This is a genomic window from Pseudomonas nicosulfuronedens (assembly GCF_005877905.1).
GTDB classification, from domain to species: domain Bacteria; phylum Pseudomonadota; class Gammaproteobacteria; order Pseudomonadales; family Pseudomonadaceae; genus Pseudomonas; species Pseudomonas nicosulfuronedens.
Map to the genome: position 1 here is coordinate 181,427 of NZ_SWDV01000011.1, position 21,962 is coordinate 203,388.

The window sequence follows — 21,962 nt, forward strand, 5'->3', positions numbered from 1 at the left end:
AACCCTGTTCTTTTCGACAATGGTGGTTCGTTCTATGGAGCCCACCCCATGACTGCCCTGCGCAATCCCCGAAACAGCAATCCCCGAAACCTCATCGCCCTGGCGGCGGTGTGTCTGTCCTCGATGATGTTCGGCCTGGAAATCTCCAGCGTGCCGGCCAGCCTGCCGGCGCTGGAGCGCATGCTGCACGGCGACTTCCAGGACCTGCAATGGGTGATGAACGCCTACACCATCGCCGTCACCAGCGTGCTGATGGCCGCCGGTACGCTGGCCGATCGCTTCGGCCGCAAGCGTCTGTTCGTCATCAGCCTGGCGCTGTTTGGCGTCACCTCACTGCTCTGCGGATTGGCCAGCGACATGCCGACCATGATCACCGGGCGCTTCCTGCAAGGCGCGGCCGGCGGGGTCATGCTGATCTGCCAGGTGGCCGTGCTCACCAGCCAGTTCAGCGACCCGGCCGAGCGCGTGCGAGCCTTCGCCGCCTGGGGCGTGGTGTTTGGCATCGGCCTGGGCTTCGGGCCAATCGTCGGCAGCGCCATCGTCGCCCTGGCCAGCTGGCAGTGGGTGTTCCTGGTCCACGGCCCACTTGCCCTGCTGACCCTGGCGCTGGCGCTGGCGCAGTACGGCGCGGTGGAATCGCGTGATCCGCAAGCCGAGCGATTGGACATCGGCGGCATGCTGACGCTGTCGCTGGCCGTACTCGGCACGGTGTTCTACATCACCCAGGGCGCCGACCTGGGCTTCGTCAGCCCTGCCGCGCTGGCGATCCTGCTGCTCAGCTTCGCCAGCCTGATCGCCTTCGTCCTCATCGAGCGCCGTGTCGCCCACCCGATGTTCGACTTCTCGGTACTGCGCATCCGCGCCTTCTCCGGCGCGATGTTTGCCTCGGCGGGCATGAACGTGAGCTTCTGGCCGCTGATGATCTACCTGCCGGTGTACTACCACGGGGTGCTCGGCTACGACGATGTGAAGGCCGGCTGGTCGCTGCTCGCCTATACCCTGCCGACACTGGTGGTGCCGCCGATCGCCGAGCGCCTGGCGCATCGCTTCCAGCCCGGCTGGGTGATCCCGGGCGGGATGTTCGTGATCGGCGCCGGCTTCTTCCTGATGCTCTGGGGCAGCGCCGTGGACCACGCCAGTTGGCTGACCCTGCTGCCCGGCTGCATGCTGGCCGGCATCGGGCTGGGGCTGACCAATACCACGGTGACCAACACCTCCACCGCCGCGGTTCCCGCCACTCGCGCCGGCATGGCCTCGGGCATCGACATGAGCGCACGGATGATTTCCCTGGCGATCAACATTGCGGTGATGGGGCTGATCCTGCTCTGGGGCGTCGCCGCCGCACTCCACGGCACGGAGGGTGGTGAGAAGCTGCAACTGGCGGCGAGCATTGCCAGCGGCCGATTGGGCACGGACGATCCGGACGGTGCCCGCGCGGCGCTGGTTCAGGGCTTCGGCTGGGTGCTCGGCTACGGCGGGATCAGCGCCTGGCTGTTCGCGGCGGGCAGCTTCCTCACCTTCGGTGCGCATCGGCCGGTGCGGCCTAGACTGGAGGCTGTCCAATCCTGAATGACAGGAGAGTCCCCATGAAAACCATCCTGCTGCTCACCTTCGTGGTCATCGGCGCTTCCAGTTGCAGCGTGGGCTCCGGCTTTCGCTTCCACTCCGATCTCCCGGCCAACGCAGCGCGAGCCTAGAGCGGGCATCTCTCGTGGTTGATTTCGTGCCGTGCGATTCGCGAGCAAGCTCGCTCCTACGAAGAGCATCCGCCCTGTAGGAGCGAGCTTGCTCGCGAACCTGCCCAGAGCTGGCGCCCCGGCGAATCGCGGGCTGCGCCGCCAGGTATCACGGCGCCTGCTTGATCACCTGGCTGAACCCCAGCACCGCGAACACCGGCACTTCGGGGGTGATGGAGGGGACGTTGGCGACTGCCTTGAGCGGCTCCAGCTTCTCTTCCAGATCGAAGTCGATCAGCTTGAGCACCAGCGGCTCCAGGGTCGTCACTTCGATGCGGGTCTCGCTGGGGCGGCTGACCAGTACCTCGGATTTGAGTCGGCGCTGCTGGCCGTGCAGGTCGAGGTTGAAGTCCACGGTTTCCTGGCGCGACTGGCCGGCCTGCAGGTCCTCGTAACGACTCAGGTCCAGCTGGCTGCTGATGATGGCCTCGGGAAAACGTTCGATCTCGAAGAAGGAATTGCGCATGCGCTCGTCGCGCAGCGCCAGGCCGCTGTCGATGGACTCCAGCGGAACCACCACGCGCACCGCGCCCTGGTCGTCGATCTGCCCGGAGAGGCGGTCGAAGCGCTGCACCTCCGCCATCTTGCCGCGCTTGACCGAGACGAAGCTGATCCGCGAGGTGTCTCCGTCCAGCTGCCATTCGGCCAGCGCCAGGGGGCTGGCCAGCACCAGCAACGCGCACACAGCTCCTGTTACAAAAGAATGCATCGTTCCTCCGAAGCGGGTCGCCCCGCTCCGTGGAACGCGCCCGTCAGTGGCTGCCCGATTCGGGCAAATCGTCCGCCTGGGGCATCAGTTGGCATCCCTCGCGCGCACCGAGCCAGGCGGCTGTCTGGGTACTGCCGAGGCCGCGGGCGGTCACCCGCTTGCGCGCTTCGTCGTCGAGGAAGGCGCTGGTCGGCACGTACTGCTTGGTATAGGCCCGGCAATAGTCCGCCGAGTTCCCCATAACGTAGCGGCAGGAGCAGTACTCCTTGGCGGTGTAGGCGCCGATGATGCCGGGGAAGGCCGCGAGGTGGAGGCGGTTCTGCCAGGCCGTGGTCACCAGGGCAAGCAACAGCAGGACCAGGGCGGTGAGGATCGGATGACGGCGGATCATGGCTGCACCTCCCCGTGGGCGAAGGCCGCCTGGGCAAGCTTGAGGAAGGCGTCGTGCTGGTAGCTGCCGTCGCGGTCGTCGGCGTAGCGGACGATCACCAGCTTCTGTTCGGGAATCACATACAGCGCCTGGCCCCAGTGGCCGAGGGCGGCGAAGGTGTCCTCGGGCGCATCCGGCCAGGGCGCGGGTGCGCCGGCCACCGGGCGGTTGAGCCACCACTGCCCGCCGGGCACCGCTTCGTTGGGCTTCTTCGGATCAGGCTGGTACTCCGGGAACGGCGCGAGGACGAACTTCAGCCAGTCCTGTGGCAGTAGCTGGCGGTCCTTCCAGCGTCCGCCGCGTTCCATCAGCAGGCCGATGCGAGCCAGGTCGCGAGCGGTCATGTAAGCGTAGGAGGAGCCGACGAAGGTGCCGCTGGCGTCACGTTCCCAGACCGCGGACTGGATGCCCAGCGGCTCGAACAGCGCGGTCCAGGGGTAGTTCGCGTAGTCCTTGCCGACCATTTGCTTGAGCGTGGCGGAGAGCACGTTGCTGTCGCCGCTGGAGTAGCGGAAGCGCTTGCCCGGCTCAGCGTCGGCGGGAAAGCCGGCGGTGAACTTGGCCATGTCATCGCGGCCACGGGTGTAGAGCATCGCCACCACCGAGGAACGCACCGGTGCGTACTCGTACTCTTCCTGCCAGGCCAGGCCCGACGCCCAGTGCAGCAGGTCGCGCATCTTGATGTCAGGGTGGTCGGCGAAGGCCGGGTAATGCTGGGCGACTGGGTCGTCGAGCTGGAACTTGCCCTCGCCGAAGGCCACGCCAAGCACGCTGGCCATCACGCTCTTGCTCATCGACCAGGCCAGGTGCGGAGTTTCGGCACGGGTCGGGCCGGCGTAGCGCTCGTAGATCAGCTGGCCGTCACGGATGACCACCACGGCGTCGGTGCGCACTCCCTTGCGGGTGCCGTCATCGCGGGTAGGGAAGGTGTAGTTCTCGAACGCCTGCACGGCGGCGCCGCTGGGCGTGGCGCCGTGGGGCCAATCGGCTTCGGGCCAGGTTTCAGTACCGTGGGCGTGGCTGCTGAGCAGGCAGGTGGCCAGCGCCAGCGCGCGCAGCGCTGGGCGGAAGGGGGCAAAGGGCATCGGCGGGCCTCTTGTTATCAGGTCGGCCCGCACCCTAGCACGGTGAAGATAACGGATTAAGCGCCGATCGTGCCGTAATCAAGGACGATTGGCGCAATCGGTCAGCACGGAGCCTGTCAGCGTGGCACCTGATAGTCGTCCGGCCCCATCAGGTCCATGCCGCATTGCAGGTCGGAGATCCAGTCGAGGAAGGCACCGATCATGGGCTTGCCCACGAAAGGCCGACCGTGCTGCGGGACGATCATCTCGATGTCCAGGCGACGAACCATGTTGGCCCACAGGCGGCCGACCTTGTTCGAGGCCATGTAGCGGCGGTGGAAGCCTTCCATGTGCGGCACGTGGGCGGCGAAGTCCTGCACCGGGCTGGCGTCGTCCACCAGCGAGGCGCCCATGTCACCGGAGAAGAGGATCTTGCTGATCGGGTCGTAGACCTGGAAGTTGCCCACCGAGTGGAGGAAGTGCGCGGGGATCATCTTCAGCTGGCAGCGGCCCAATTGCACCGACTCGCCACGGTCCGGCAACGGGATCACGCGGTCATAGGTGGAGATGCCGTGGCTGACTGCCAGGTAGCTCGCCGTGAGGTGCGGCAGGAAGCGCGCCCAGAGCTTGGAGCAGATGACCTTGGCGCGGGTGTGCAGCAGCCATTTGTCCAGCGCGGCGATGATGTCCGGGTCCTGGTGCGAGGCGAAGATGTAGTCCAGGTCCTGCAGCGGGAACAGCTTGGAGAGCTCCAGGGACAGCGGGGTGTAGGTCAGGTCGCCGCCCGGATCGAGCAGCAGACGCTTGTCGTGGTCGACGATGAGGAACTGGTTGGATTGCACACCATCGCCGCTGACCAGATCGTCGAAACACAGGCATTGGTGTTTACCGTCGTCGAACAGCACGATGGGTTCGCGTCGCATGAGGGGATTTCCTAAAGCAGTGGGAGGGAAAACAGTGGGTAGCCCTGCGGAAATTTCTTGGTATCTCAGAAACTTCTGTAAGGCTAACGTCCCCTCCCCGAGCCCTCACTGACGTGGGTCAAGGCCTATTGCCACCCTCGCTTTCTCCAGTCGCCTGGCCCGTGCGGCACCGGCGATGGCGAGCACGCCCTTGTCCCGTTTCCACACCGCTGCCAGCTCCGGATCACCAGACGCAAAAGCGGCGTCCAGTGCAGCGGCAAGGCCTTCGAACAGGCTGAACACGCCGGCCAGCAGCAGGTGCGTTTCCGCCAGCGAAGCGGGTTGCCGACTGACCTCCGCACAACCGGCGAGCACACCGGTGAGGCGCAGGCTCAGCTCCGCCGGCCACTGATGCTCCACAGCCAGGCCATACAGCCAGGCGCACACCGCCGCCAGCACATGGGTGTCTTCCAGGGTGCGGAAGGGTTTGCTGTAGGCCTCCCAGCCATCGCCGGGCAGGCGTTCACAGTGGGCTCCGTCGAGCAGCAGGCGCGCGTGAGGAATGTCAGGCATCAGCGGCAGGGCTGGCAGCGCCTCCAGCTTCGCGCCGGGTGCGCCGGCCTGCACCACGGTCATGGCGATGCGCGGGGGCTCGCCCTCCTCCTCGTCACGCGCAGCGACCAGCCACCAGGCGGCGCTGTCGGCGGCCGTGGCGAAGTCCTTGCGTCCATGCAGCACCAGGCCTTCGAGACGGGTCTGCAGGTCGGCAGGGCGCACGCTTTTCTTCTCGGTCACACAGAGCGCGCCGAGGCTGAGCGGGGCAGCCGGCCAGAGCGCGCGCAACGCCGCCTGGTAGCCGGCGAGAAAGGCCAGCCCCGGTGAGGTCGCCAGGCGCCCGCCGAGCGCCGCCAGCTCGAAGCTCCCGGCGCAGCCTGCGCGAGTGAGCAGTTCGGCGTACCAGTCGTCCAGTGGCAGTCCGGGTGTCAGCCGGTCCTGCGGGCCGAGCAGGCATTTCCAGGGCATCGCGGCGCTCCTTCCTTCGAGGTCGTTGTTCTTGTCATACAAGCATCACCGCACCGTCATGGGCGTGACACCGGTCATTTCTAGCCTGAGCTTGCACAACAAAGCCGACCGGCCGCAACCCGCATGGCCGGTTCACGGAGGCACTCGCATGAGTCAGATCGCCCTCTCCTGTGACACCCCGGCAGAACGCCGCCTCAAGGCCGTGCGTCTGCGCGGCGCCCGCGCCCTGCGCGAAGCCCAGGCCCTGCGTTACCGAGTATTCAGCAGCGAGTTCGACGCCCAGCTCAACGGCGCGGACCAAGGCCTGGACATGGATGACTACGACCGCCACTGCGCCCACATCGGCGTGCGCGATCTCAACACCGGCGCGCTGGTGGCCACCACTCGCCTGCTGGACCACCGCGCCGCCCAGCGCCTGGGCCGCTTCTACAGCGAAGAGGAATTCGCCCTCGACGGCCTGGACAACCTGCAGGGCCCGGTGCTGGAAATCGGCCGCACCTGCGTCGACCCGGACTACCGCAACGGCGGCACCATCGCCGTGCTCTGGAGCGAGCTGGCCGAAGTGCTCAACGAAGGCGGCTACCGCTACCTCATGGGCTGCGCCAGCATCCCCATGCGCGATGGCGGCATCCAGGCCCGCGCCGTGATGCAGCGTCTGCGTGACCGCTATCTGTGCCAGGAAAACCTGCGCGCCGAGCCCAAGACCCCGCTGCCGCCGATGGAAGTGCCGGACAATCTCACCGCCGAGCTGCCGCCGCTGCTCAAGGCCTACATGCGCCTGGGCGCGAAGATCTGCGGCGAGCCCTGCTGGGACCCGGATTTCGGCGTCGCCGACGTGTTCATCCTGCTCAAGCGCGACGAACTCTGCCCGCGCTACGCCCGCCACTTCAAGGCCGCGGTCTGATGCGCAGCCTGCGCGCCTGGCTGCGCGTCGCCCGCCTGCTGGCACTGCTGCTGGTGGGCCTTGCGCTGGCCAGCTTCGTCAGCCTGCTGGAACGTCTGCCTGGCGACCGGATGCCACTGCGCCAGCGCCTGACGCGCTGGTACCTGGCGCGCCTGTCCGGTGCCCTGCCTTTCGAATTGCGGGTGCACGGCGAGCTACCCGGCCAGCCGATGCTGTGGGTGTCGAATCACGTGTCCTGGGTCGATATCCCGCTACTGGGCGGCTTGCTGCCGCTGACCTTCCTGTCCAAGGCCGAGGTACGCCAATGGCCCGTCGCCGGCTGGCTGGCGGAAAAGGCCGGCACGCTGTTCATCCGCCGGGGTTCTGGCGACTCCCGGATGATCAATGCACAGCTCGCCACGCACCTGTCGCGCGGCCGCTCGTTGCTGGTGTTTCCCGAAGGCACCACCACTGATGGCCAGGGACTGCGCACTTTCCATGGGCGCCTGATGGCCAGCGCCATCGAGGCCGGTGTGCCGGTGCAGCCGGTGGCGCTGCGCTACCGCCGCAACGGCCAAGCGTGCGAACTGGCACCCTTCATCGGTGACGATGATCTGGTCAGCCACCTCAAGCGTCTGTTCGCCCATGATCGGGGAATCGTGGAAATCCACCTGCTGCCGGTGCTGTCCAGTGCCCACCAGGACCGCAATCTGTTGGCCAGGCAAGCGCACGCGGCAATCCACGCAGTGGTGTGTGAAGTTCAGGAAGCGCCGGCCATTGCGGCCTGACGAAAAGAAAGGATTGGAGCCCGCCGTAACCTACGGCCGGCGGGTTCCCACTCTGACGAAACGGCTTTCAAACTGCGCCGGGCGGCACCCTCGAGCCGCCCGGTGAAGCCTGAAAACAGTCTCCTGACGTCGCAGGCTCAAGCCTCCGGCGGCACGACCAGGATGTCACAATCCAGTTCGCGCAGAGCGTAGTCGGCAACACTGCCGATCAGGGCACGCTTGACTCCACCCATACCCCGAGTACCCATGACCAGCAGATCCGGCCGATGCTTGTCGACCATCCGCTGCAACACGTTGCCCGGCAGCCCGACGGCCACCAGTTGTTCATCGATGCGATCTTCCAGGTGCTCGTCGTGGAGGAACTTCTTCAGTTCATCCACTGCCTGGCGCGATTCGCTGCTGACGAATTCGTCGATTCGCTCCTCGCTCACCCCGGAGTACTGCATCATGCCCTTCGCCAGCGGGCTGAAGGCGTAGACGCCGCGGCGCACGGCACCCTCGAGCATGCCCAGGTTGTTGGCCACTTCCACTGCGTGGGCCGACGCTGGCGACGTATCCAGGGCGATCAGCAGATCGCGGTACTGGCCACCCGCTGGCTGGTTGACCACCAGTACCGGCAGCTGTCCGGCACGTAGCACTCGTTCCACGGTGGTGCCAACAAAAATGTCGCGCAGCACGCTCTTGCGGTGCGCGCCCATCACCAGCATCTCGCAATCCAGCTTCTTCGCCGCAGCGAGAATCTGCTGATTCGGGTCACCGCGCTCCACCAGCAGTTTCGGGCAGGTACCGCCCATTTCGGTGAGTTCGACCAGACGCGCTTCGAGCATCATGCGCACCTGGGTAACTTCCTGTTCGACCAGCGCCGCCGGTTGGTCCTCATCGACCACGTAGAGCACGGTCCAGGGGCAGGCGTAGCGCTTGGCGAGCGCTGCCGCACGGTGCAGAGCCTTTTCGGAACGGCCGGACAGATCCGTTGCGATCATTAGCGACTTCATCATGCTGCTCCTCTCGTCGTCCTTCAGATGTGTCTATTGCACACGCTATGGGCCGCCGGACGGTTGACGCATATCAAGTCAGGCCGGACCGTCCATCGATTTCGGCGGATTTCTGGCGAAGTCCTGCAACTCGGGATAGAACTCACGGAAGTCGTCGCTCAAGGGCTCGTACAACCGCTCCAGCTCCTCCCAGGCGCCGTCCAGCAGGGACGGCCTGGACAGGCGCCGGGACATTCCGGCGACCACGTCCTGCAGTACCTCGAAATCTCTGTAGCTGCCAAGCCAGTCCTGCGCCGCCATGCGCGGTGCAATACGCGCCAGACGCTCCGGCAAGCCGGGCGTACGGCCCAGTACACCGTAGACCCGTTGCGTGAAGTGCTCCAGCGGTTCGCCGGAGAAACGCCCCCAATCGCGGGCCAGGCAATGGTCGAAGAACACGTCCAGCAGCACGCCAGCCATGCGCCGGCGCTCGCTGGGGAAACGCGTCTTGGCACTGTGTATCAGGGCGTGACTGTCGGTGAAGGCGTCGATGCGCCGGTGCAGGCGGATGCCCGCCTCGATCTCGGCGGGCCACTGGCCGGCCAGCGGCCCCTTGACGAAGTCGCCATAGAGGCTGCCGAGCAATTGGGCGGGCTGGTCGCCGCCCAGGTGAAGGTGCGCGAGGTAGTTCATGGGCAGAGAGTAGCGCGGGTGGTCAACGGCTACTATCACGGGTGTCGATCATTACTATCGCCCCAAACGAATTCATATCGTTTTTGACCGATATATAGTTCGTCTCAACGCGATATACCGATGTGCCCCATGACTGAACAAACCCCTCTCGATCCTGGCATCGACCTCGACGAAATCTTCAAGGCCCTGGCCCACCCGGTGCGGCGCGACATGCTGCACTGGCTCAAGGACCCGGAGCAGTTCTTCGTCGAGCAGGAGCACCAATCCTTCGAGATCGGCGTCTGCGCCGGCAAGTTCGACCAGCGCACCGGTCTGTCGCAATCCACCGTTTCCGCGCATCTGGCCACCCTCCAGCGCGCGGGTCTGGTGACCAGTCGAAAAGTCGGCCAGTGGAATTTCTTCAAACGCAATGAAGACACCATCCAGGCCTTTGTTCGCCACCTGAGCGAAGCGCTGTAACCGGCTACTGCCAGCCAAGACAATCCCACTCTCCAGGAGCAGGCACATGCCCACTTCGCTTCTCGTCCTCGCTTTGTCCGCGTTTGCCATCGGCACCACGGAATTCGTGATCATGGGCCTGTTGCCCGAGGTCGCGGGCGACCTCTCGGTGACCATTCCCGCCGCCGGCTGGCTGGTCAGCGGCTATGCCTTCAGCGTCGCCATCGGCGCGCCGATCATGGCCCTGCTCACCGCCCGCCTGCCGCGCAAGACTGCGCTGCTGATGCTCATGGGCATCTTCATCCTCGGCAACCTGCTCTGCGCGGTGGCTGCCAATTACGGCCTGCTGATGCTGGCGCGGATCATCACCGCCCTGTGCCACGGCGCCTTCTTCGGCATCGGCTCGGTGGTCGCCGCCAGCCTGGTGCCGGCCAACCGCAAGGCCTCCGCCGTGGCCCTGATGTTCACCGGCCTGACCCTGGCCAACGTGCTCGGCGTACCAGCCGGCACTGCGCTGGGCCAGATCGCCGGCTGGCGCTCGCCCTTCTGGGCAGTGACCTTGATCGGCGTGTTAGCACTCATCGGCCTGTGGAGCGTGCTGCCCAGGAAGCACGACGAAGAAGCCGTGGACATGCGCAAGGAAGTCGCCGCGCTGCGCAACGGCCCACTGTGGCTGGCGCTGGCTACCACCGTGCTGTTCTCCGCCGCCGTCTTCGCGCTGTTCACCTATGTCGCACCGCTGCTGGGCGAAGTCACCCAGGTCTCGCCGCGCGGCATCACCTGGAGCCTGGTGCTGATCGGCCTCGGCCTGACCCTGGGCAACATCCTCGGCGGCCGCCTCGCCGACTGGCGCCTGGGCACCACCCTGGCCGGCGTGTTCGCCACCATGGCGGTGGTCTCCACCGTGCTGAGCTGGACCAGCGCCTCGCTGATCCCGGCCGAGATCACCCTCTTTATCTGGGCCGCCGCCGCCTTCGCCGCGGTGCCGGCCCTGCAGGTCAACGTGGTGCGTGTCGGCGGTGCCGCACCGAACCTCGTCGCAACCCTGAACATCGGCGCCTTCAACGTCGGCAACGCCATCGGCGCCTGGGTCGGTGGCAGTGTCATCAACCACGGCCTTGGCCTGACCCGCGTGCCCCTGGCCGGCGCCGTGCTCTCCGTACTCGCGCTGATCGCGGTGATGATCGCCTTCAGCGGCAAGCCCAACCAGACGCAACCCGTCCTCGACTGATCCTCCACCCTCACCCCGTATTGGAGTAACGCAATGACCACGCTTTTCGATCCCATCGTCATCGGTGACCTGGAACTGCCCAACCGCATCGTCATGGCCCCGCTGACCCGCTGCCGCGCCGACGAAGGCCGCGTGCCCAATGCGCTGATGGCCGAGTACTACACCCAGCGCGCCGACGCCGGCCTGATCCTCAGCGAAGCCACCTCGGTCACCCCGATGGGCGTCGGTTACCCGGACACTCCCGGCATCTGGTCGGACGATCAGGTGCGCGGCTGGACCAACATCACCAAGGCCGTGCACGCCAATGGCGGTCGCATCATGCTGCAGCTGTGGCACGTGGGCCGCATCTCCGATCCGCTGTACCTGAACGGTGAAACCCCGGTGGCGCCGAGCGCCCTCAAGCCGGCCGGCCACGTCAGCCTGGTGCGCCCGATCAAGGAATTCGTCACCCCGCGCGCCCTGGAGACCGAAGAGATCGCCGACATCGTCGAGGCCTACCGCATCGGTGCCGAGAACGCCAAGGCCGCCGGCTTCGACGGCGTGGAAGTACACGGTGCCAACGGCTACCTGCTCGACCAGTTCCTGCAGAGCAGCACCAACCAGCGCACCGACCAGTACGGCGGTTCGGTGGAGAACCGCGCGCGCCTGCTGCTGGAAGTCACCGATGCCGTGATCGGCGTCTGGGGCGCCGGCCGTGTCGGCGTGCACCTGGCTCCGCGCATGGACTCCCACGACATGGGCGACGCCGATCCGCTGGCCACCTTCGGCTACGTGGCTCGCGAGCTGGGCAAGCGTGGCGTGGCGTTCATCTGCACCCGCGAGAAAGCCGCTGACGACAGCATCGGCCCGAAACTGAAGGAAATCTTCGGTGGCGTGTACATCGCCAACGAGCGCTTCACCAAGGAATCCGCGACCGAGTGGCTGGAAAGCGGCAAGGCCGACGCGGTTGCCTTCGGCATTCCGTTCATCGCCAACCCGGACCTGGTGACCCGCCTGCAGAAAGGCGCCGCCTGGAACGAGCCGCACCCGGAGACCTTCTACGCCAAGGGCCCGGTCGGCTACCTGGATTACCCGCGCCTGTAAGGGCCGGGTCCAGCGCCAACGAAAAGGGCGCCTTCATTTGAAGGCGCCCTTTTCATTTCTGCACAGGTCAGCAACCCTGCGTAGGAGCGGACTCCGTCCGCGATCGATTGCTGACCGCTCCGAGTTGACCGGAAGCCCATCGCGGGCAGAGTCCGCTCCTACATTGGTCCACCCGGAGCGGCGGTTCGCGAGCAAGCTCGCTCCTACGAAGAGCTGATCCAGCGCAAAGGGGTGGCTCTATCATGACGGGAAAGGCGATACCCCGTCGTCGCGCACCGCGTCGCCTCCGCACAGCCCTTGCAGCACCCACAGGCTGCGGGCTCCGCGGCGACCTTTTCCACCACGCCCATCGCCAGCAGCCTCTCCAGCAGCGCTTCGAGCAGGGCCTTCGAAGCGCCGAGGCGTTGGGCCAGGGTGGGCACATCCGCCTCGCCCATCTCCCCCAGCAGGTTGCGCACCGCGATTGCCGTGGCCATCAGTGGCAGCTCCCCGCCGGTGCAGCGCGCAACTCGCGCTCGCCATCCAGCTCCAGGCCGCGCCGGCCGACCCAGCGCAGAATCAGGAACAGCACCAGGTTGAACGCCAGCACCAGGCCGATGGCCACCGTGCTGTACTGCGGATGCTCGGCGAAGCTGAAGACCTGGTAGCAGAGGGTCGCCAACGAATACGCCACGTTGAGACCCCAGAGCACCGCGAAGGTCATCCAGCCGCGACCGCTCTCGCGGGTCAGCGCGCCGAGGGTTGCCACGCAGGGCACGTAGAGCAGCACGAACACCAGGTAGCTGTAGGCGGCCAACGGGCTGCCGAACTTGGCGGCGAAGGTGCCCATGGAGCCCTCCTCCATCTCGCCATCGGCCATGCTCGCGGCGACCGGGTTGGCCAGCACGCTGAGGCTGAACGCATCGCGCAGGCCATCCAGCGTATCCGCACCAGCCTGTTTCAGTTGCCCCCAGAGGTCATAGGCGTCGGCATCGAAGGCCTCTCCCTGGATATGCTCGGCGGTGTACAGGGTGTTCAGGGTGCCGACCACCACTTCCTTGGCCAGTGCACCGGTGACCAGGCCGACCGTGGCCTGCCAGTTGTCCTCGTGCACGCCCATGGGTTTGAGCAGCGGCGTGACCTTGTGACTGAGGCTGGAAAGCGCCGAGTCGGCGATGTCGCCCTGCACCGGACGGCCGTCGAGGGTGACGCTGTTGAGGCCACCGATCACCAGGCTGACCAGGATGATCACGGTGCCGGCGCGGACGATGAAGGCGCGCAGGCGCATCCAGGTCTGCAGCAGCAGGCTGCGCAGGTGCGGCACGTGGTACAGCGGCAGTTCCATGACGAAGGGCGAAGCCTCGCCGCGCATCAGCGTGTGCTTGAGCAGCAGCCCGGTCAGCACCGCAACGACAATGCCCAGCAGGTACAGCGAGAAGATCGCCAGCGCGCCGTTCTGGCCGAAGAAGGCCGCGGCGAATACCGCGAAGATCGCCAGCCGCGCACCGCAGGACATGAACGGCGCCATCATCGACGTCATCAGCCGCTCGCGCGGATTGTCCAGGGTGCGGGTACCCATGATCGACGGCACGTTGCAGCCGAAGCCGACGATCAGCGGCACGAAGGATTTGCCCGGCAGGCCGAGGGCCTGCATCAGGCGGTCCATGACGAAGGCCGCGCGGGCCATGTAGCCGGAGTCTTCCAGCAGGGCGAGGAACAGGTACATCAGGCCGATCTGCGGAATCAGCGGCAGCACCGCATTGATGCCACCGCCCAGGCCCTGGGCCAGCAGCGCAGTCAGCCAGTCCGGCGAGCCGGTACGGGCACCCAGCCACTGGATGCCATCGATGAAGAGTGCCGAGGAGCCCTGGTCGAAGATCGGCTGCAGCGCCCCGCCCAGGGTGATGGCGAAGAAGAACATCAGGTACATCACGAAGAGGAACACCGGAATACCCAGCCAGCGGTTCAGCGCAATGCTGTCGAGCATCTGGGTCAGGCGATGGGGTGCGGCCTCGCGGTGGTTGCTGGCGCGCTCGCAGAGCTCGCCGATCAGCCGGTAGCGCGCGTCCACCAGCAGCAGTTCCGGGTCTTCGCCGCAGGCGCAGCGGATCGCGTCACGTGCGGCCAGCAGGCTCGCCGGGTCGAGCTTGAGCTGGCGGGCACTGTGCAGGTCGCCTTCCAGCGCCAGCAAGGCCATCCAGGCCTGGGTCGGCGGCGCGTCAACAGGCAGCAGTTGGGTGACGGCATTACGCAGCGCGGCGGGATACGGCACTTGCAGCGGCGGCTGTGCCGTCACGCCATCGATGGCTTCCTTCAGCGTGTCGATGCCTTCGCCACGGGTCGAGACCAGCGGCACCACCGGGCAACCCAGCTCCCGCGCCAGCGCCTCGCGGTCGATGTTAAGGCCCTGGGTACGGGCGATGTCGAGCATGTTCAGCGCCACTACGCAGGGCAGCCCCATCTCGCGCAACTGCACGGTAAGGTAGAGGTTGCGCTCCAGGTTGGTGGCATCCACCACGTTGACCAGCACGTCCACCTCACCATCGACGATGCAGCGCCGGGCGATCTGCTCGTCCAGCGAGGCTTGGGTCGACAGCGTGGTCAGCGAATAGGTGCCGGGCAGGTCTACCAGGCGCACGTTGTGCCGCGCAGTGCGGAAGCTGCCTTCCTTGCGCTCCACGGTGACGCCAGCCCAGTTGCCGACGCGCTGGCGCGAGCCGGTGAGCTGGTTGAACAGGGTGGTCTTGCCCGCGTTGGGGTTGCCGATCAGGCCGATGCGCAGTTCGTCCATGGTGGATCAGTCCTGCGCTTCGAGCTGGAGGAAAGCCAGGTCGCGGCGGCGCAGCACCAGGCTGCACTGGCGCGTATCGACCTGCACCGGATCGCCCAGCGGCGCCACGCGGCGCACCTTCAACTCGGCGCCAGGCAGTAGCCCCATGGAGAACAGCCGCTGGCGGAAGGCGGCGCCGATCCCGGGCCGGTAACCGGCAATGCGGTACCGGCGTTGCGCTTGAAGATCGTGCATGGGAAGCCTCCGGGCGAATGATCGAACAAGAGGAGAATCAGAATGACTCTCATTTGTTAGCGATTATTCGCCTCGAAGCCGTACCTGAAACTGATTCAAGACAAGAATTGCCCTCACTACCCCCAAAGAGGGATGGCCAGAAAAAAGCCCCCGGACCTTTCGGCGCGGGGGCTTTTCATCGGCAGGGCAATCAGCGGGTGCTGATCTGCTGCTGGAGGTTCTGCATCTGCTGCTGCAGGGTGTTGATGTTGCGCATCACCTGGATGCGGAAGACATCGAACTCCTTGGTGTCGCTGCTGGCCTGGCCCTGGCGGCCGTCGACCTCGGAGCGCAGCACGAACAGATCGTCCTGGATGCTCTTGATCGCCTTGGCCTGGCTGCCGTCCTTCTTCAGGTTGGCGATTTCCGTGTTGAGGGCCTGGATCTGCTGGTTGGCGGCGGCCAGGTCGGCCTGCAGGTTCTTGTACTTGGCCTGCTCGTCGGTGATGGACTTGAGCTTGACGTCGAGTTGCGACATCAGCAGCGCGGCGCTTTCCTGCTGGGCCTTGAGGTCGGCGCTGACCTGCGCCAGGCGCTTGCCCTGGGCGCCGTCGAACTCCGACAGGGAGGTCTGCTGCGCCTTGGCCTGTTCGGCGAGACGCCCTTGCAGTTGCTTGACCTGCAACTTCAGCGCCTCGCGATCGGTCATGCCGTTGGATTCGTTGGCGACGAACTTGCCGCGAATGTCATCCAGGCGACCGGCGGCTTCCTCGCTGATCTTGGCGAAGCTTTCCTGGGTGGCGATCAGTTGCTGCTCCATCAGCAGCAGTTGCTGGTGGCTCCACCAGCCCACGCCGGCCAGGGCGATGGCCATGGCCGCGACCAGCGCCCACAGCGCTCCGGTACCGCCACCACGCTTCACCGGCTGGGGCTGCGGGCGGCCGTTGGGCTCGACCACGCGGCGCGGGTGATGACCGAACTCGTCGCGGTCGGCAGCGTCGGTGGACAGGTGGGGCACATCATCGAATTCGTCGAACGTGTCGTTACGCATGGAATGAACCTGTGGGGATAAAGCGGCGTGTTGCCTGCGCAGGGCGCAGTATATCCGTTCGCATGACTCTGAGAGCAGCCTGGGAGCAGCGTGCCATCACAGGGCGTCACGCACCTCGTCGGCGCACAGAAGACCCGTGACGGAGGTCGCAGTTCCCCAGGCGACCCGCCAATAGTGGCTTTGCGACATCGTGGCACGCCCCTTGCTCCGGCTCCCAGTACTTGGCGCCGCTCTGGCGCCCTTCGCGGGGGAGGAAGTCGGGTGATCGAACTCAACAAGGCCATCCTGGATTGCATGCGCGAACTGCGCCGTCGGCTGCGTGAAGAACAGGCGCTGGATATCCAGTACCAGCAAAGCGACGCCATCGAGCGGATGTTGCGCGCCTGCGCCGATTCCGCGCGGGACGAGACCCGTCAGCTGGGCGAACGGCTGAGCGAGCTCAGCGGTGTGAAGCTGCCCCGCGTGGTGCAGGAGCCGAGCTTCCTGCCAATGCAGGGCGGCGGCGATCAGCAGTACTCCGGCCCGCTGCGTGGCGGTGCTCGCGCACCGCGCTAGACATTTTCCCTTGTAGGAGCGAGCTTGCTCGCGAACCGCATGGCAGCGGAGCTCGGGCTGTTCGCGAGCAAGGACTAGGCGTCCCCCTCGATCCTACGAAGAGCCTTTACGCGCCGCGCACCCGCCACCAGTCGCAGAACTCGTCCAGCGCATCCCACAGGCTCGCCTGCGGGTCGTAATCGAGGTACTGGCGGGCGCGGGAAATGTCCAGGGAGAAGTCCTTGGCCATCACCGCCATCCCCAGGCGATGCAGGGTGGGTTCCGGGCGGCCGGGCAGGATCTTGCACACACCCTCGTTGAGCAACGCCACGTTGTAGGCCAGCCCGTACGGCATGTGCTGCTCCACCGGCTGCATGTCCAGCCGGCGCAATACATAGTTCACCACGTCCCACAGCGGCAGCGGCTGGCCGTTGCTGATGTTGTAGGCCTGGCCGAGCGCCTCCTCGCCTGCCATCAGGCTGGTGAACAGGGCGTCGTTGAGGTTCTGGATACTGGTGAAATCGACCTTGTTCAGACCCTGGCCGATGATGCGCAGGCGGCCCTTGCGGTGCGCGGCGATCATCCGCGGGAAGATACTGGTGTCGCCGGCGCCGGTGACGAAACGCGGGCGTAGCGCCAGCACTTCCAGGCCGAACTCCTGGGCGCCGAGGGCGACCAGTTCGGACTGGTACTTGGTCGAGCCGTAGTGATTGGCGAAACGCTTGGGCACCTGCTGCTCGGTGATGCCGACGTGGGACTGGCCATCGAAGTAGATCGACGGCGACGACAGGTGCACCAACCGCCGTACCTTCTGCTTCAGGCACGCCTCGACGATGGACTCGGTCATCACCACGTTGGCCTGGTGGAAGTACTCGTGGCTGCCCCATACGCCCACCGCTCCGGCGCAGTGCACCACCGCATCGACATCGCTGCACAGCGCGCGCACCAGCGCCGGGTCCGACAGGTCGCCGGCCATGAACTCGGCCCCGCGCGCCACCAACGGTTGCAGCGCCTCCTCGCGACGTCCGTTCACCCGCACCGCCAGCCCCTGCTCCAGGGCAAAACGGGCGAAACGCCCGCCAATGAACCCACTGGCCCCGGTGACCAGAATCTTCATGCACGCCACTCCTGTTCTTGTAATGCGGCGACTCTACCAGCCGCCGCACCGCACTACCCTGGCATTGCACGCCAGAAACGAATCCTTGCAGACCGCAGCGCCACACCAGGGTTGCACGACTTGCGATCGGCGACATGTCCGGGGTGGTTGCGACTACCCTTGAAGCACTCTTCGCTTTCTCTCGAGGCCGCATGATGAGCAAGACGCACTGGATGATCTACGGCGCCAACGGCTACACCGGCCGGCTGATCGCCGAGCAGGCGCAGCGCGAGGGCCTGAAACCGATTCTCGCCGGCCGCAACCCGGCCAGCCTGCATGCGCTGGGCAGTTCGCTGGGGCTGGAATGCCGGGTCTTCGGCCTGAACGACAGCGCCGCCGCCCTGGCCGCGCTGGAGGATGTCGGCGTGGTCGCCAACTGCGCCGGGCCCTTCTCCGCCACTGCCGCGCCGATGATCGAAGCGTGCATCGCCAGCGGTGCGCACTACGTAGACATCACCGGAGAGATTTCCGTCTTCGAATACGCCCACGGTCTCGACGAAGTGGCGCGCACGGCGGGCGTAGTGATCTGCCCCGGCGTCGGCTTCGACGTGATCCCGACCGACTGCGTCGCGGCCTGCCTGAAGGAGGCAATGCCGGAAGCAACCCAGCTGGCCTTGGGTTTCGATAGCGGCAGCGGCCTCTCACCCGGTACCGCCAAGACCACCGTGGAAGGCCTCAAACTGGGCGGCAAGGTCCGTGAAGCCGGGCGTCTGCGCGATGTGCCGCTGGGTTACAAGCGCCGCGACATCGACTTCGGCCGTGGTCTCAAGCACGCTGTGACCATCCCCTGGGGCGACGTGGCGACGGCCTATTACTCCACCGGCATCGGCGATATCGAGGTCTACCTGCCGGTGCCACCGGCCGCCGCCATCGGCATGCGGGTGATGGACAGCTTTCGCCCGCTGCTGGGCCGCGACCGCGTACAGGACTGGCTCAAGGAGCAGGTGGACAAGCGCGTCCACGGCCCCGACGAACTGGCCCGCAGCAAGCTGCGCACCTGGGTCTGGGGCGAAGTGCGCAACGCCCGTGGCGAACGCCGCACCGCAAGGCTGGAAACTGCCAACGGCTATGACGTGACTATCCATGGCGTGCTCTTCGCGGTGCGCCATCTGCTGGCCAATCCGAACACGGTCGGCTACTTCACCCCGTCGAAACTCTTCGGCGCGCGCTGCATCGAGCAGTTACCGGGCAGCGGCAGCATCGTCATTCGCGGCTGATCGGCACCAACTGGTCCGGCGCCTTCGCCAGCAGGTGCCGGGTCAGCGCGGCGAGCAATTCGCCGCCGTTGCGCCAATGGTGCCAATACAGCGGCACGTCGATCGCCCGCCCCGGCAGCATGTCCACCAACTCACCACGCTCCAGTTCGCCGCGCACCTGCTGCTCAGGCACCAGGCCCCACCCGAGCCCGCCGCTGGTCATGCGCACGAAGCCTTCGGAGGACGGGCACAGGTGGTAGCTGAAGTGACCGTCGACACCCAGGTCCTTCAGATAGCGGTGCTGCAGTTGATCATCCGGGCCGTAGACGATGGCCGGTGCCCGGACGAGACCCGCGGGCGTCACGCCCCTGGGAAAGTGCCGGGCGATGAACGCCGGGCTGGCCAGCCCGCGATAGCGCATGGCGCCCAGCGGCTCGCAGCGGCCGCCGGCCACCGGGCGCGGACTGGCGCAGACACAGCCGGCCACCTCGCCGGCACGCATCCGTTTGAGGCCGACTTCCTGGTCCTCCACGACCAGGTCCAGCAGCACGTGGCGCTCGCCGCAGAAATCACCGACCGCGTGGGCCCACCAGGTCGCCAGGCTGTCGGCGTTCAGCGCCAGGCGCAAACGCTCGGGCGCCGCGCCGTCATCCAGCGCGGGCACCCATTGCTGCAGATCGCCCTCCAGCAGGCGCACCTGCTGCACATGGTTGAGCAGGCGCTGGCCGAGATCGGTCGGCTGCGGCCGTGCCGCGCGCACCAGTACCGGCTGGCCAACCCGCGCTTCGAGCAGCTTGATGCGCTGGGAAATCGCCGATTGCGACAAGCCCAGCACCTGGGCGCCGCGCTCGAAACCGCCCTGCTCCACCACGGCGGCCAGGGCGGCAAGCAGCTTGTAGTCGAACATGATCAATTTCCCTAATGAGATATCAGCAGTATTGGTTTTTCTTATACAGGCCAAAGCCGGACAATCGCCAGCATCCCCACTCTTTACGGATTGCCCACCATGGCTGGCGAAACGTCCCTGGCCGCGCTGCTGCGCGACATGACCCCAGTACTCAACGACGGCGAGTACGTGTTCTGCACCCTCCCCGACGGCCAGCTCCCGGCCGGCCTGCAGCCGCTGGGCAGCTTCCGTGAAAGCGAGGGGCTGACGCTGATCCTTTCGCGATCCGAGGCGGAGCAGGCCGGGCTGGCATTCGACTACGTCGCCGCCTGGCTGACCCTGGAAGTGCACTCGGCACTGCAGGCAGTCGGCCTCACCGCCGCCGTGGCGACGGCCCTGGCCAAGGCCGGGATCAGCTGCAACGTGATCGCCGCCTGGTACCACGACCACCTGTTCGTCGCCCACGCCGACGGCCCGCGCGCACTCGACGCGCTGCGCGCCCTCGCCGCGGACCCTCTTTCCCTGAATCCGGAGGCCTGAACCATGTGGCAGAGCTACCTCAATGGGGTGCTGGTCGCCGCCGGCCTGATCATCGCCATCGGCGCGCAGAACGCCTTCGTCCTCGCCCAGAGCCTGCGCCGCGAGCATCACCTGTCGGTCGCTGCGCTGTGCGTGCTGTGCGACGCCATCCTGGTCAGCGCGGGGGTGTTCGGCCTGGCGAAGATCCTCGCCGAGAACCCGACGCTGCTGGCCATCGCCCGCTGGGGCGGCGTGACCTTCCTGGTCTGGTACGGCCTCAAGGCGCTGCGTCGTGCAGTCGCACCCCAAGCCATGGCCGACGCCCGGGAAACCGGGCCGCGTTCGCGCCGCACCGTGCTGATGGCAGCGCTGGCGGTGACCCTGCTCAACCCCCACGTGTACCTCGACACCGTGCTGCTGATCGGCTCCCTCGGCGCCCAGCAGGCCGCGCCCGGCGCCTACGCCATGGGGGCCGCCAGTGCCTCGCTGCTGTGGTTCTTCACCCTGGCCCTGGGCGCCGCGTGGCTTGCGCCCTGGCTGGCACGGCCGACGACCTGGCGCCTGGTGGACCTGATGGTCGCGGTCATGATGCTGGGCATGGCCGCACAGCTGGTGTTCGCCGGCTGATCGCCGACCCGCTGCGGAACAAATCCGAACGACATTGCGTCATCCCGGTCTGTGCATAGTGAAGCGTCGTGCTCCGGCGCAGACGGCTGTGCAGGGCCTTTGCCCCTACAGTTGCTGCGTGGATATGCCGCAGGTCGGGTGCTATGATCGGACCTTCGCGGCGCCGGCGGGCTCTGAGCCTTCCGGACGCAACTGGCGCGCTGCCTGTCCCTTGATGGGGCGCATTGCAGCTACGCCCGGATGCCGCGACAAACATCGAACCGGCCCCGTGTACCGGTCGCGCGCACGTCGCGCTAGCCCAGACTGAGTGAGATAGGAGAGAGACCATGGCTTTCGAATTGCCGCCGCTGCCTTACGCGAAGAACGCCCTTGAGCCGCACATTTCCGCGGAAACCCTGGAATTCCACCACGACAAGCACCACAACACCTACGTCGTGAACCTGAACAACCTGGTTCCGGGTACCGAGTTCGAAGGCAAGAGCCTGGAAGACATCGTCAAGACCTCTTCCGGCGGCATCTTCAACAACGCCGCCCAGGTGTGGAACCACACCTTCTACTGGAACTGCCTGAGCCCCAACGGCGGTGGCCAGCCCACCGGCGCCCTGGCGGACGCCATCAACGCTGCCTTCGGTTCCTTCGACAAGTTCAAGGAAGAGTTCAGCAAGACCTCCATCGGCACCTTCGGCTCCGGCTGGGGCTGGCTGGTGAAGAAGGCCGACGGCTCCCTGGCCCTGGCCAGCACCATCGGCGCCGGCTGCCCGCTGACCAGCGGTGACACCCCGCTGCTGACCTGCGACGTCTGGGAACACGCCTACTACATCGACTACCGCAACCTGCGTCCGAAGTATGTCGAGGCGTTCTGGAACCTGGTCAACTGGGACTTCGTGGCTGAGCAGTTCGCTGCCTGAATGTACCCAGCTTGATACGAAAAACCCGGCCCCGCGCCGGGTTTTTTCGTAATGGGCGCGTAACACCTTCGTGTCAGCTAACCTGAAAGGCCGGTACAGTCACGAAACACAACGATGGCCCTTTGACGTCATTGCGCCAATTGCCAAT

General features: G+C 66.2%; 24 protein-coding genes. 11 read left to right on the top strand and 13 right to left on the bottom strand.

What is annotated here, in order from left to right; all coding sequences use genetic code 11:
- Positions 1 to 48 precede the first annotated feature (48 nt).
- The gene (locus FAS41_RS11520) at positions 49 to 1,569 is read left to right on the top strand and encodes an MFS transporter (protein WP_138522280.1); all 1,521 of its coding nucleotides are present in this window, start codon (positions 49 to 51) and stop codon (positions 1,567 to 1,569) included.
- 276 nt (positions 1,570 to 1,845) lie between these two features.
- Here FAS41_RS11520 and FAS41_RS11525 read toward each other — a convergent pair whose 3' ends face one another.
- From FAS41_RS11525 to FAS41_RS11545, 5 genes are all read right to left on the bottom strand, one after another.
- Positions 1,846 to 2,445: a YceI family protein gene (locus FAS41_RS11525; protein ID WP_138522282.1), complete on the bottom strand. Its 600-nt coding sequence runs from the start codon at positions 2,443 to 2,445 to the stop codon at positions 1,846 to 1,848.
- 43 nt (positions 2,446 to 2,488) lie between these two features.
- Positions 2,489 to 2,836, bottom strand: a complete 348-nt coding sequence (locus FAS41_RS11530; protein ID WP_138522284.1) for an amidase — start codon at positions 2,834 to 2,836, stop codon at positions 2,489 to 2,491.
- A complete protein-coding gene (locus tag FAS41_RS11535) occupies positions 2,833 to 3,960 on the bottom strand; it encodes a serine hydrolase domain-containing protein (protein WP_138522286.1) in 1,128 nt (375 codons plus the stop codon). The genes FAS41_RS11530 and FAS41_RS11535 overlap by 4 nt, the downstream gene beginning before the upstream one ends.
- Before the next feature lie 116 nt (positions 3,961 to 4,076).
- The gene (locus FAS41_RS11540) at positions 4,077 to 4,862 is read right to left on the bottom strand and encodes an oxygen-binding di-iron domain-containing protein (RefSeq protein WP_138522288.1); all 786 of its coding nucleotides are present in this window, start codon (positions 4,860 to 4,862) and stop codon (positions 4,077 to 4,079) included.
- A 105-nt stretch (positions 4,863 to 4,967) separates the two neighbouring features.
- A complete protein-coding gene (locus FAS41_RS11545) occupies positions 4,968 to 5,864 on the bottom strand; it encodes an acyl-CoA dehydrogenase middle domain-containing protein (RefSeq protein WP_138522290.1) in 897 nt (298 codons plus the stop codon).
- Between the two features lie 148 nt (positions 5,865 to 6,012).
- Here FAS41_RS11545 and olsB point away from each other — a divergent pair, with 148 nt between their 5' ends.
- Together olsB and FAS41_RS11555 are read left to right on the top strand one after the other, a co-directional pair.
- Positions 6,013 to 6,768, top strand: a complete 756-nt coding sequence (gene olsB / locus FAS41_RS11550) for an L-ornithine N(alpha)-acyltransferase (protein WP_138522292.1) — start codon at positions 6,013 to 6,015, stop codon at positions 6,766 to 6,768.
- Positions 6,768 to 7,535: a lysophospholipid acyltransferase family protein gene (locus FAS41_RS11555; protein WP_138522294.1), complete on the top strand. Its 768-nt coding sequence runs from the start codon at positions 6,768 to 6,770 to the stop codon at positions 7,533 to 7,535. Before olsB ends, FAS41_RS11555 begins: the two co-directional genes overlap by 1 nt.
- 137 nt (positions 7,536 to 7,672) lie before the next feature.
- Here the strand turns inward: FAS41_RS11555 and FAS41_RS11560 are convergent, their stop codons facing one another.
- Together FAS41_RS11560 and FAS41_RS11565 are read right to left on the bottom strand one after the other, a co-directional pair.
- A complete protein-coding gene (locus FAS41_RS11560) occupies positions 7,673 to 8,533 on the bottom strand; it encodes a universal stress protein (protein WP_246084863.1) in 861 nt (286 codons plus the stop codon).
- Positions 8,534 to 8,608: 75 nt separating this feature from the next.
- The gene (locus FAS41_RS11565) at positions 8,609 to 9,202 is read right to left on the bottom strand and encodes an acyl carrier protein phosphodiesterase (protein WP_138522397.1); all 594 of its coding nucleotides are present in this window, start codon (positions 9,200 to 9,202) and stop codon (positions 8,609 to 8,611) included.
- 129 nt (positions 9,203 to 9,331) lie between these two features.
- Here FAS41_RS11565 and FAS41_RS11570 point away from each other — a divergent pair, with 129 nt between their 5' ends.
- From FAS41_RS11570 to FAS41_RS11580, 3 genes are read left to right on the top strand one after another with little or no spacing between them, the layout of a single operon-like run.
- Complete coding sequence (locus FAS41_RS11570; RefSeq protein ID WP_138522296.1) at positions 9,332 to 9,661, top strand: ArsR/SmtB family transcription factor; 330 nt, start codon at positions 9,332 to 9,334, stop codon at positions 9,659 to 9,661.
- Positions 9,662 to 9,707: 46 nt separating this feature from the next.
- Entirely contained in the window at positions 9,708 to 10,871 is a 1,164-nt protein-coding gene (locus tag FAS41_RS11575) for an MFS transporter (protein WP_138522298.1), read from the top strand.
- A 33-nt stretch (positions 10,872 to 10,904) separates the two neighbouring features.
- Positions 10,905 to 11,954: an alkene reductase gene (locus tag FAS41_RS11580; RefSeq protein WP_138522300.1), complete on the top strand. Its 1,050-nt coding sequence runs from the start codon at positions 10,905 to 10,907 to the stop codon at positions 11,952 to 11,954.
- Positions 11,955 to 12,157: 203 nt separating this feature from the next.
- Here FAS41_RS11580 and FAS41_RS11585 read toward each other — a convergent pair whose 3' ends face one another.
- The 4 genes from FAS41_RS11585 to FAS41_RS11600 all read right to left on the bottom strand — a co-directional run bounded on the left by FAS41_RS11585 (position 12,158) and on the right by FAS41_RS11600 (position 15,988).
- A complete protein-coding gene (locus tag FAS41_RS11585) occupies positions 12,158 to 12,430 on the bottom strand; it encodes a FeoC-like transcriptional regulator (RefSeq protein WP_138522302.1) in 273 nt (90 codons plus the stop codon).
- Entirely contained in the window at positions 12,430 to 14,724 is a 2,295-nt protein-coding gene (feoB, locus tag FAS41_RS11590) for a Fe(2+) transporter permease subunit FeoB (RefSeq protein WP_138522304.1), read from the bottom strand. The genes FAS41_RS11585 and feoB overlap by 1 nt, the downstream gene beginning before the upstream one ends.
- A gap of 6 nt (positions 14,725 to 14,730) precedes the next feature.
- On the bottom strand, positions 14,731 to 14,958 hold the full coding sequence (gene feoA / locus FAS41_RS11595; RefSeq protein WP_024762599.1) for a ferrous iron transporter A: 228 nt from the start codon (positions 14,956 to 14,958) through the stop codon (positions 14,731 to 14,733).
- A 190-nt stretch (positions 14,959 to 15,148) separates the two neighbouring features.
- On the bottom strand, positions 15,149 to 15,988 hold the full coding sequence (locus FAS41_RS11600) for a kinetochore Spc7 family protein (protein WP_138522306.1): 840 nt from the start codon (positions 15,986 to 15,988) through the stop codon (positions 15,149 to 15,151).
- A 264-nt stretch (positions 15,989 to 16,252) separates the two neighbouring features.
- Between FAS41_RS11600 and FAS41_RS11605 the strand changes: the two genes are divergently transcribed.
- Entirely contained in the window at positions 16,253 to 16,543 is a 291-nt protein-coding gene (locus FAS41_RS11605; protein WP_246084866.1) for a hypothetical protein, read from the top strand.
- 106 nt (positions 16,544 to 16,649) lie between these two features.
- Here the strand turns inward: FAS41_RS11605 and FAS41_RS11610 are convergent, their stop codons facing one another.
- Positions 16,650 to 17,639, bottom strand: a complete 990-nt coding sequence (locus FAS41_RS11610; protein ID WP_138522310.1) for an NAD-dependent epimerase/dehydratase family protein — start codon at positions 17,637 to 17,639, stop codon at positions 16,650 to 16,652.
- A 194-nt stretch (positions 17,640 to 17,833) separates the two neighbouring features.
- Here FAS41_RS11610 and FAS41_RS11615 point away from each other — a divergent pair, with 194 nt between their 5' ends.
- Positions 17,834 to 18,895 (top strand): saccharopine dehydrogenase family protein, encoded by a 1,062-nt coding sequence (locus FAS41_RS11615; RefSeq protein ID WP_138522312.1) that lies wholly within the window; start codon positions 17,834 to 17,836, stop codon positions 18,893 to 18,895.
- On the opposite strand, the gene FAS41_RS11620 is transcribed toward FAS41_RS11615, so the two are convergent.
- A complete protein-coding gene (locus FAS41_RS11620; RefSeq protein ID WP_138522314.1) occupies positions 18,882 to 19,787 on the bottom strand; it encodes a LysR family transcriptional regulator ArgP in 906 nt (301 codons plus the stop codon). The genes FAS41_RS11615 and FAS41_RS11620 overlap by 14 nt on opposite strands.
- Positions 19,788 to 19,880: 93 nt before the next feature.
- On the opposite strand from FAS41_RS11620, the gene FAS41_RS11625 reads away from it, so the two are divergent.
- The 3 genes from FAS41_RS11625 (at position 19,881) to FAS41_RS11635 (ending at position 21,814) form a co-directional block, all read left to right on the top strand.
- On the top strand, positions 19,881 to 20,300 hold the full coding sequence (locus tag FAS41_RS11625) for an ACT domain-containing protein (RefSeq protein ID WP_138522316.1): 420 nt from the start codon (positions 19,881 to 19,883) through the stop codon (positions 20,298 to 20,300).
- A gap of 3 nt (positions 20,301 to 20,303) precedes the next feature.
- The gene (locus FAS41_RS11630; RefSeq protein ID WP_138522318.1) at positions 20,304 to 20,906 is read left to right on the top strand and encodes a LysE/ArgO family amino acid transporter; all 603 of its coding nucleotides are present in this window, start codon (positions 20,304 to 20,306) and stop codon (positions 20,904 to 20,906) included.
- Between the two features lie 326 nt (positions 20,907 to 21,232).
- Positions 21,233 to 21,814, top strand: coding sequence for a superoxide dismutase (locus FAS41_RS11635; protein WP_045211147.1), 582 nt, complete (start codon positions 21,233 to 21,235; stop codon positions 21,812 to 21,814).
- Positions 21,815 to 21,962: the final 148 nt, after the last annotated feature.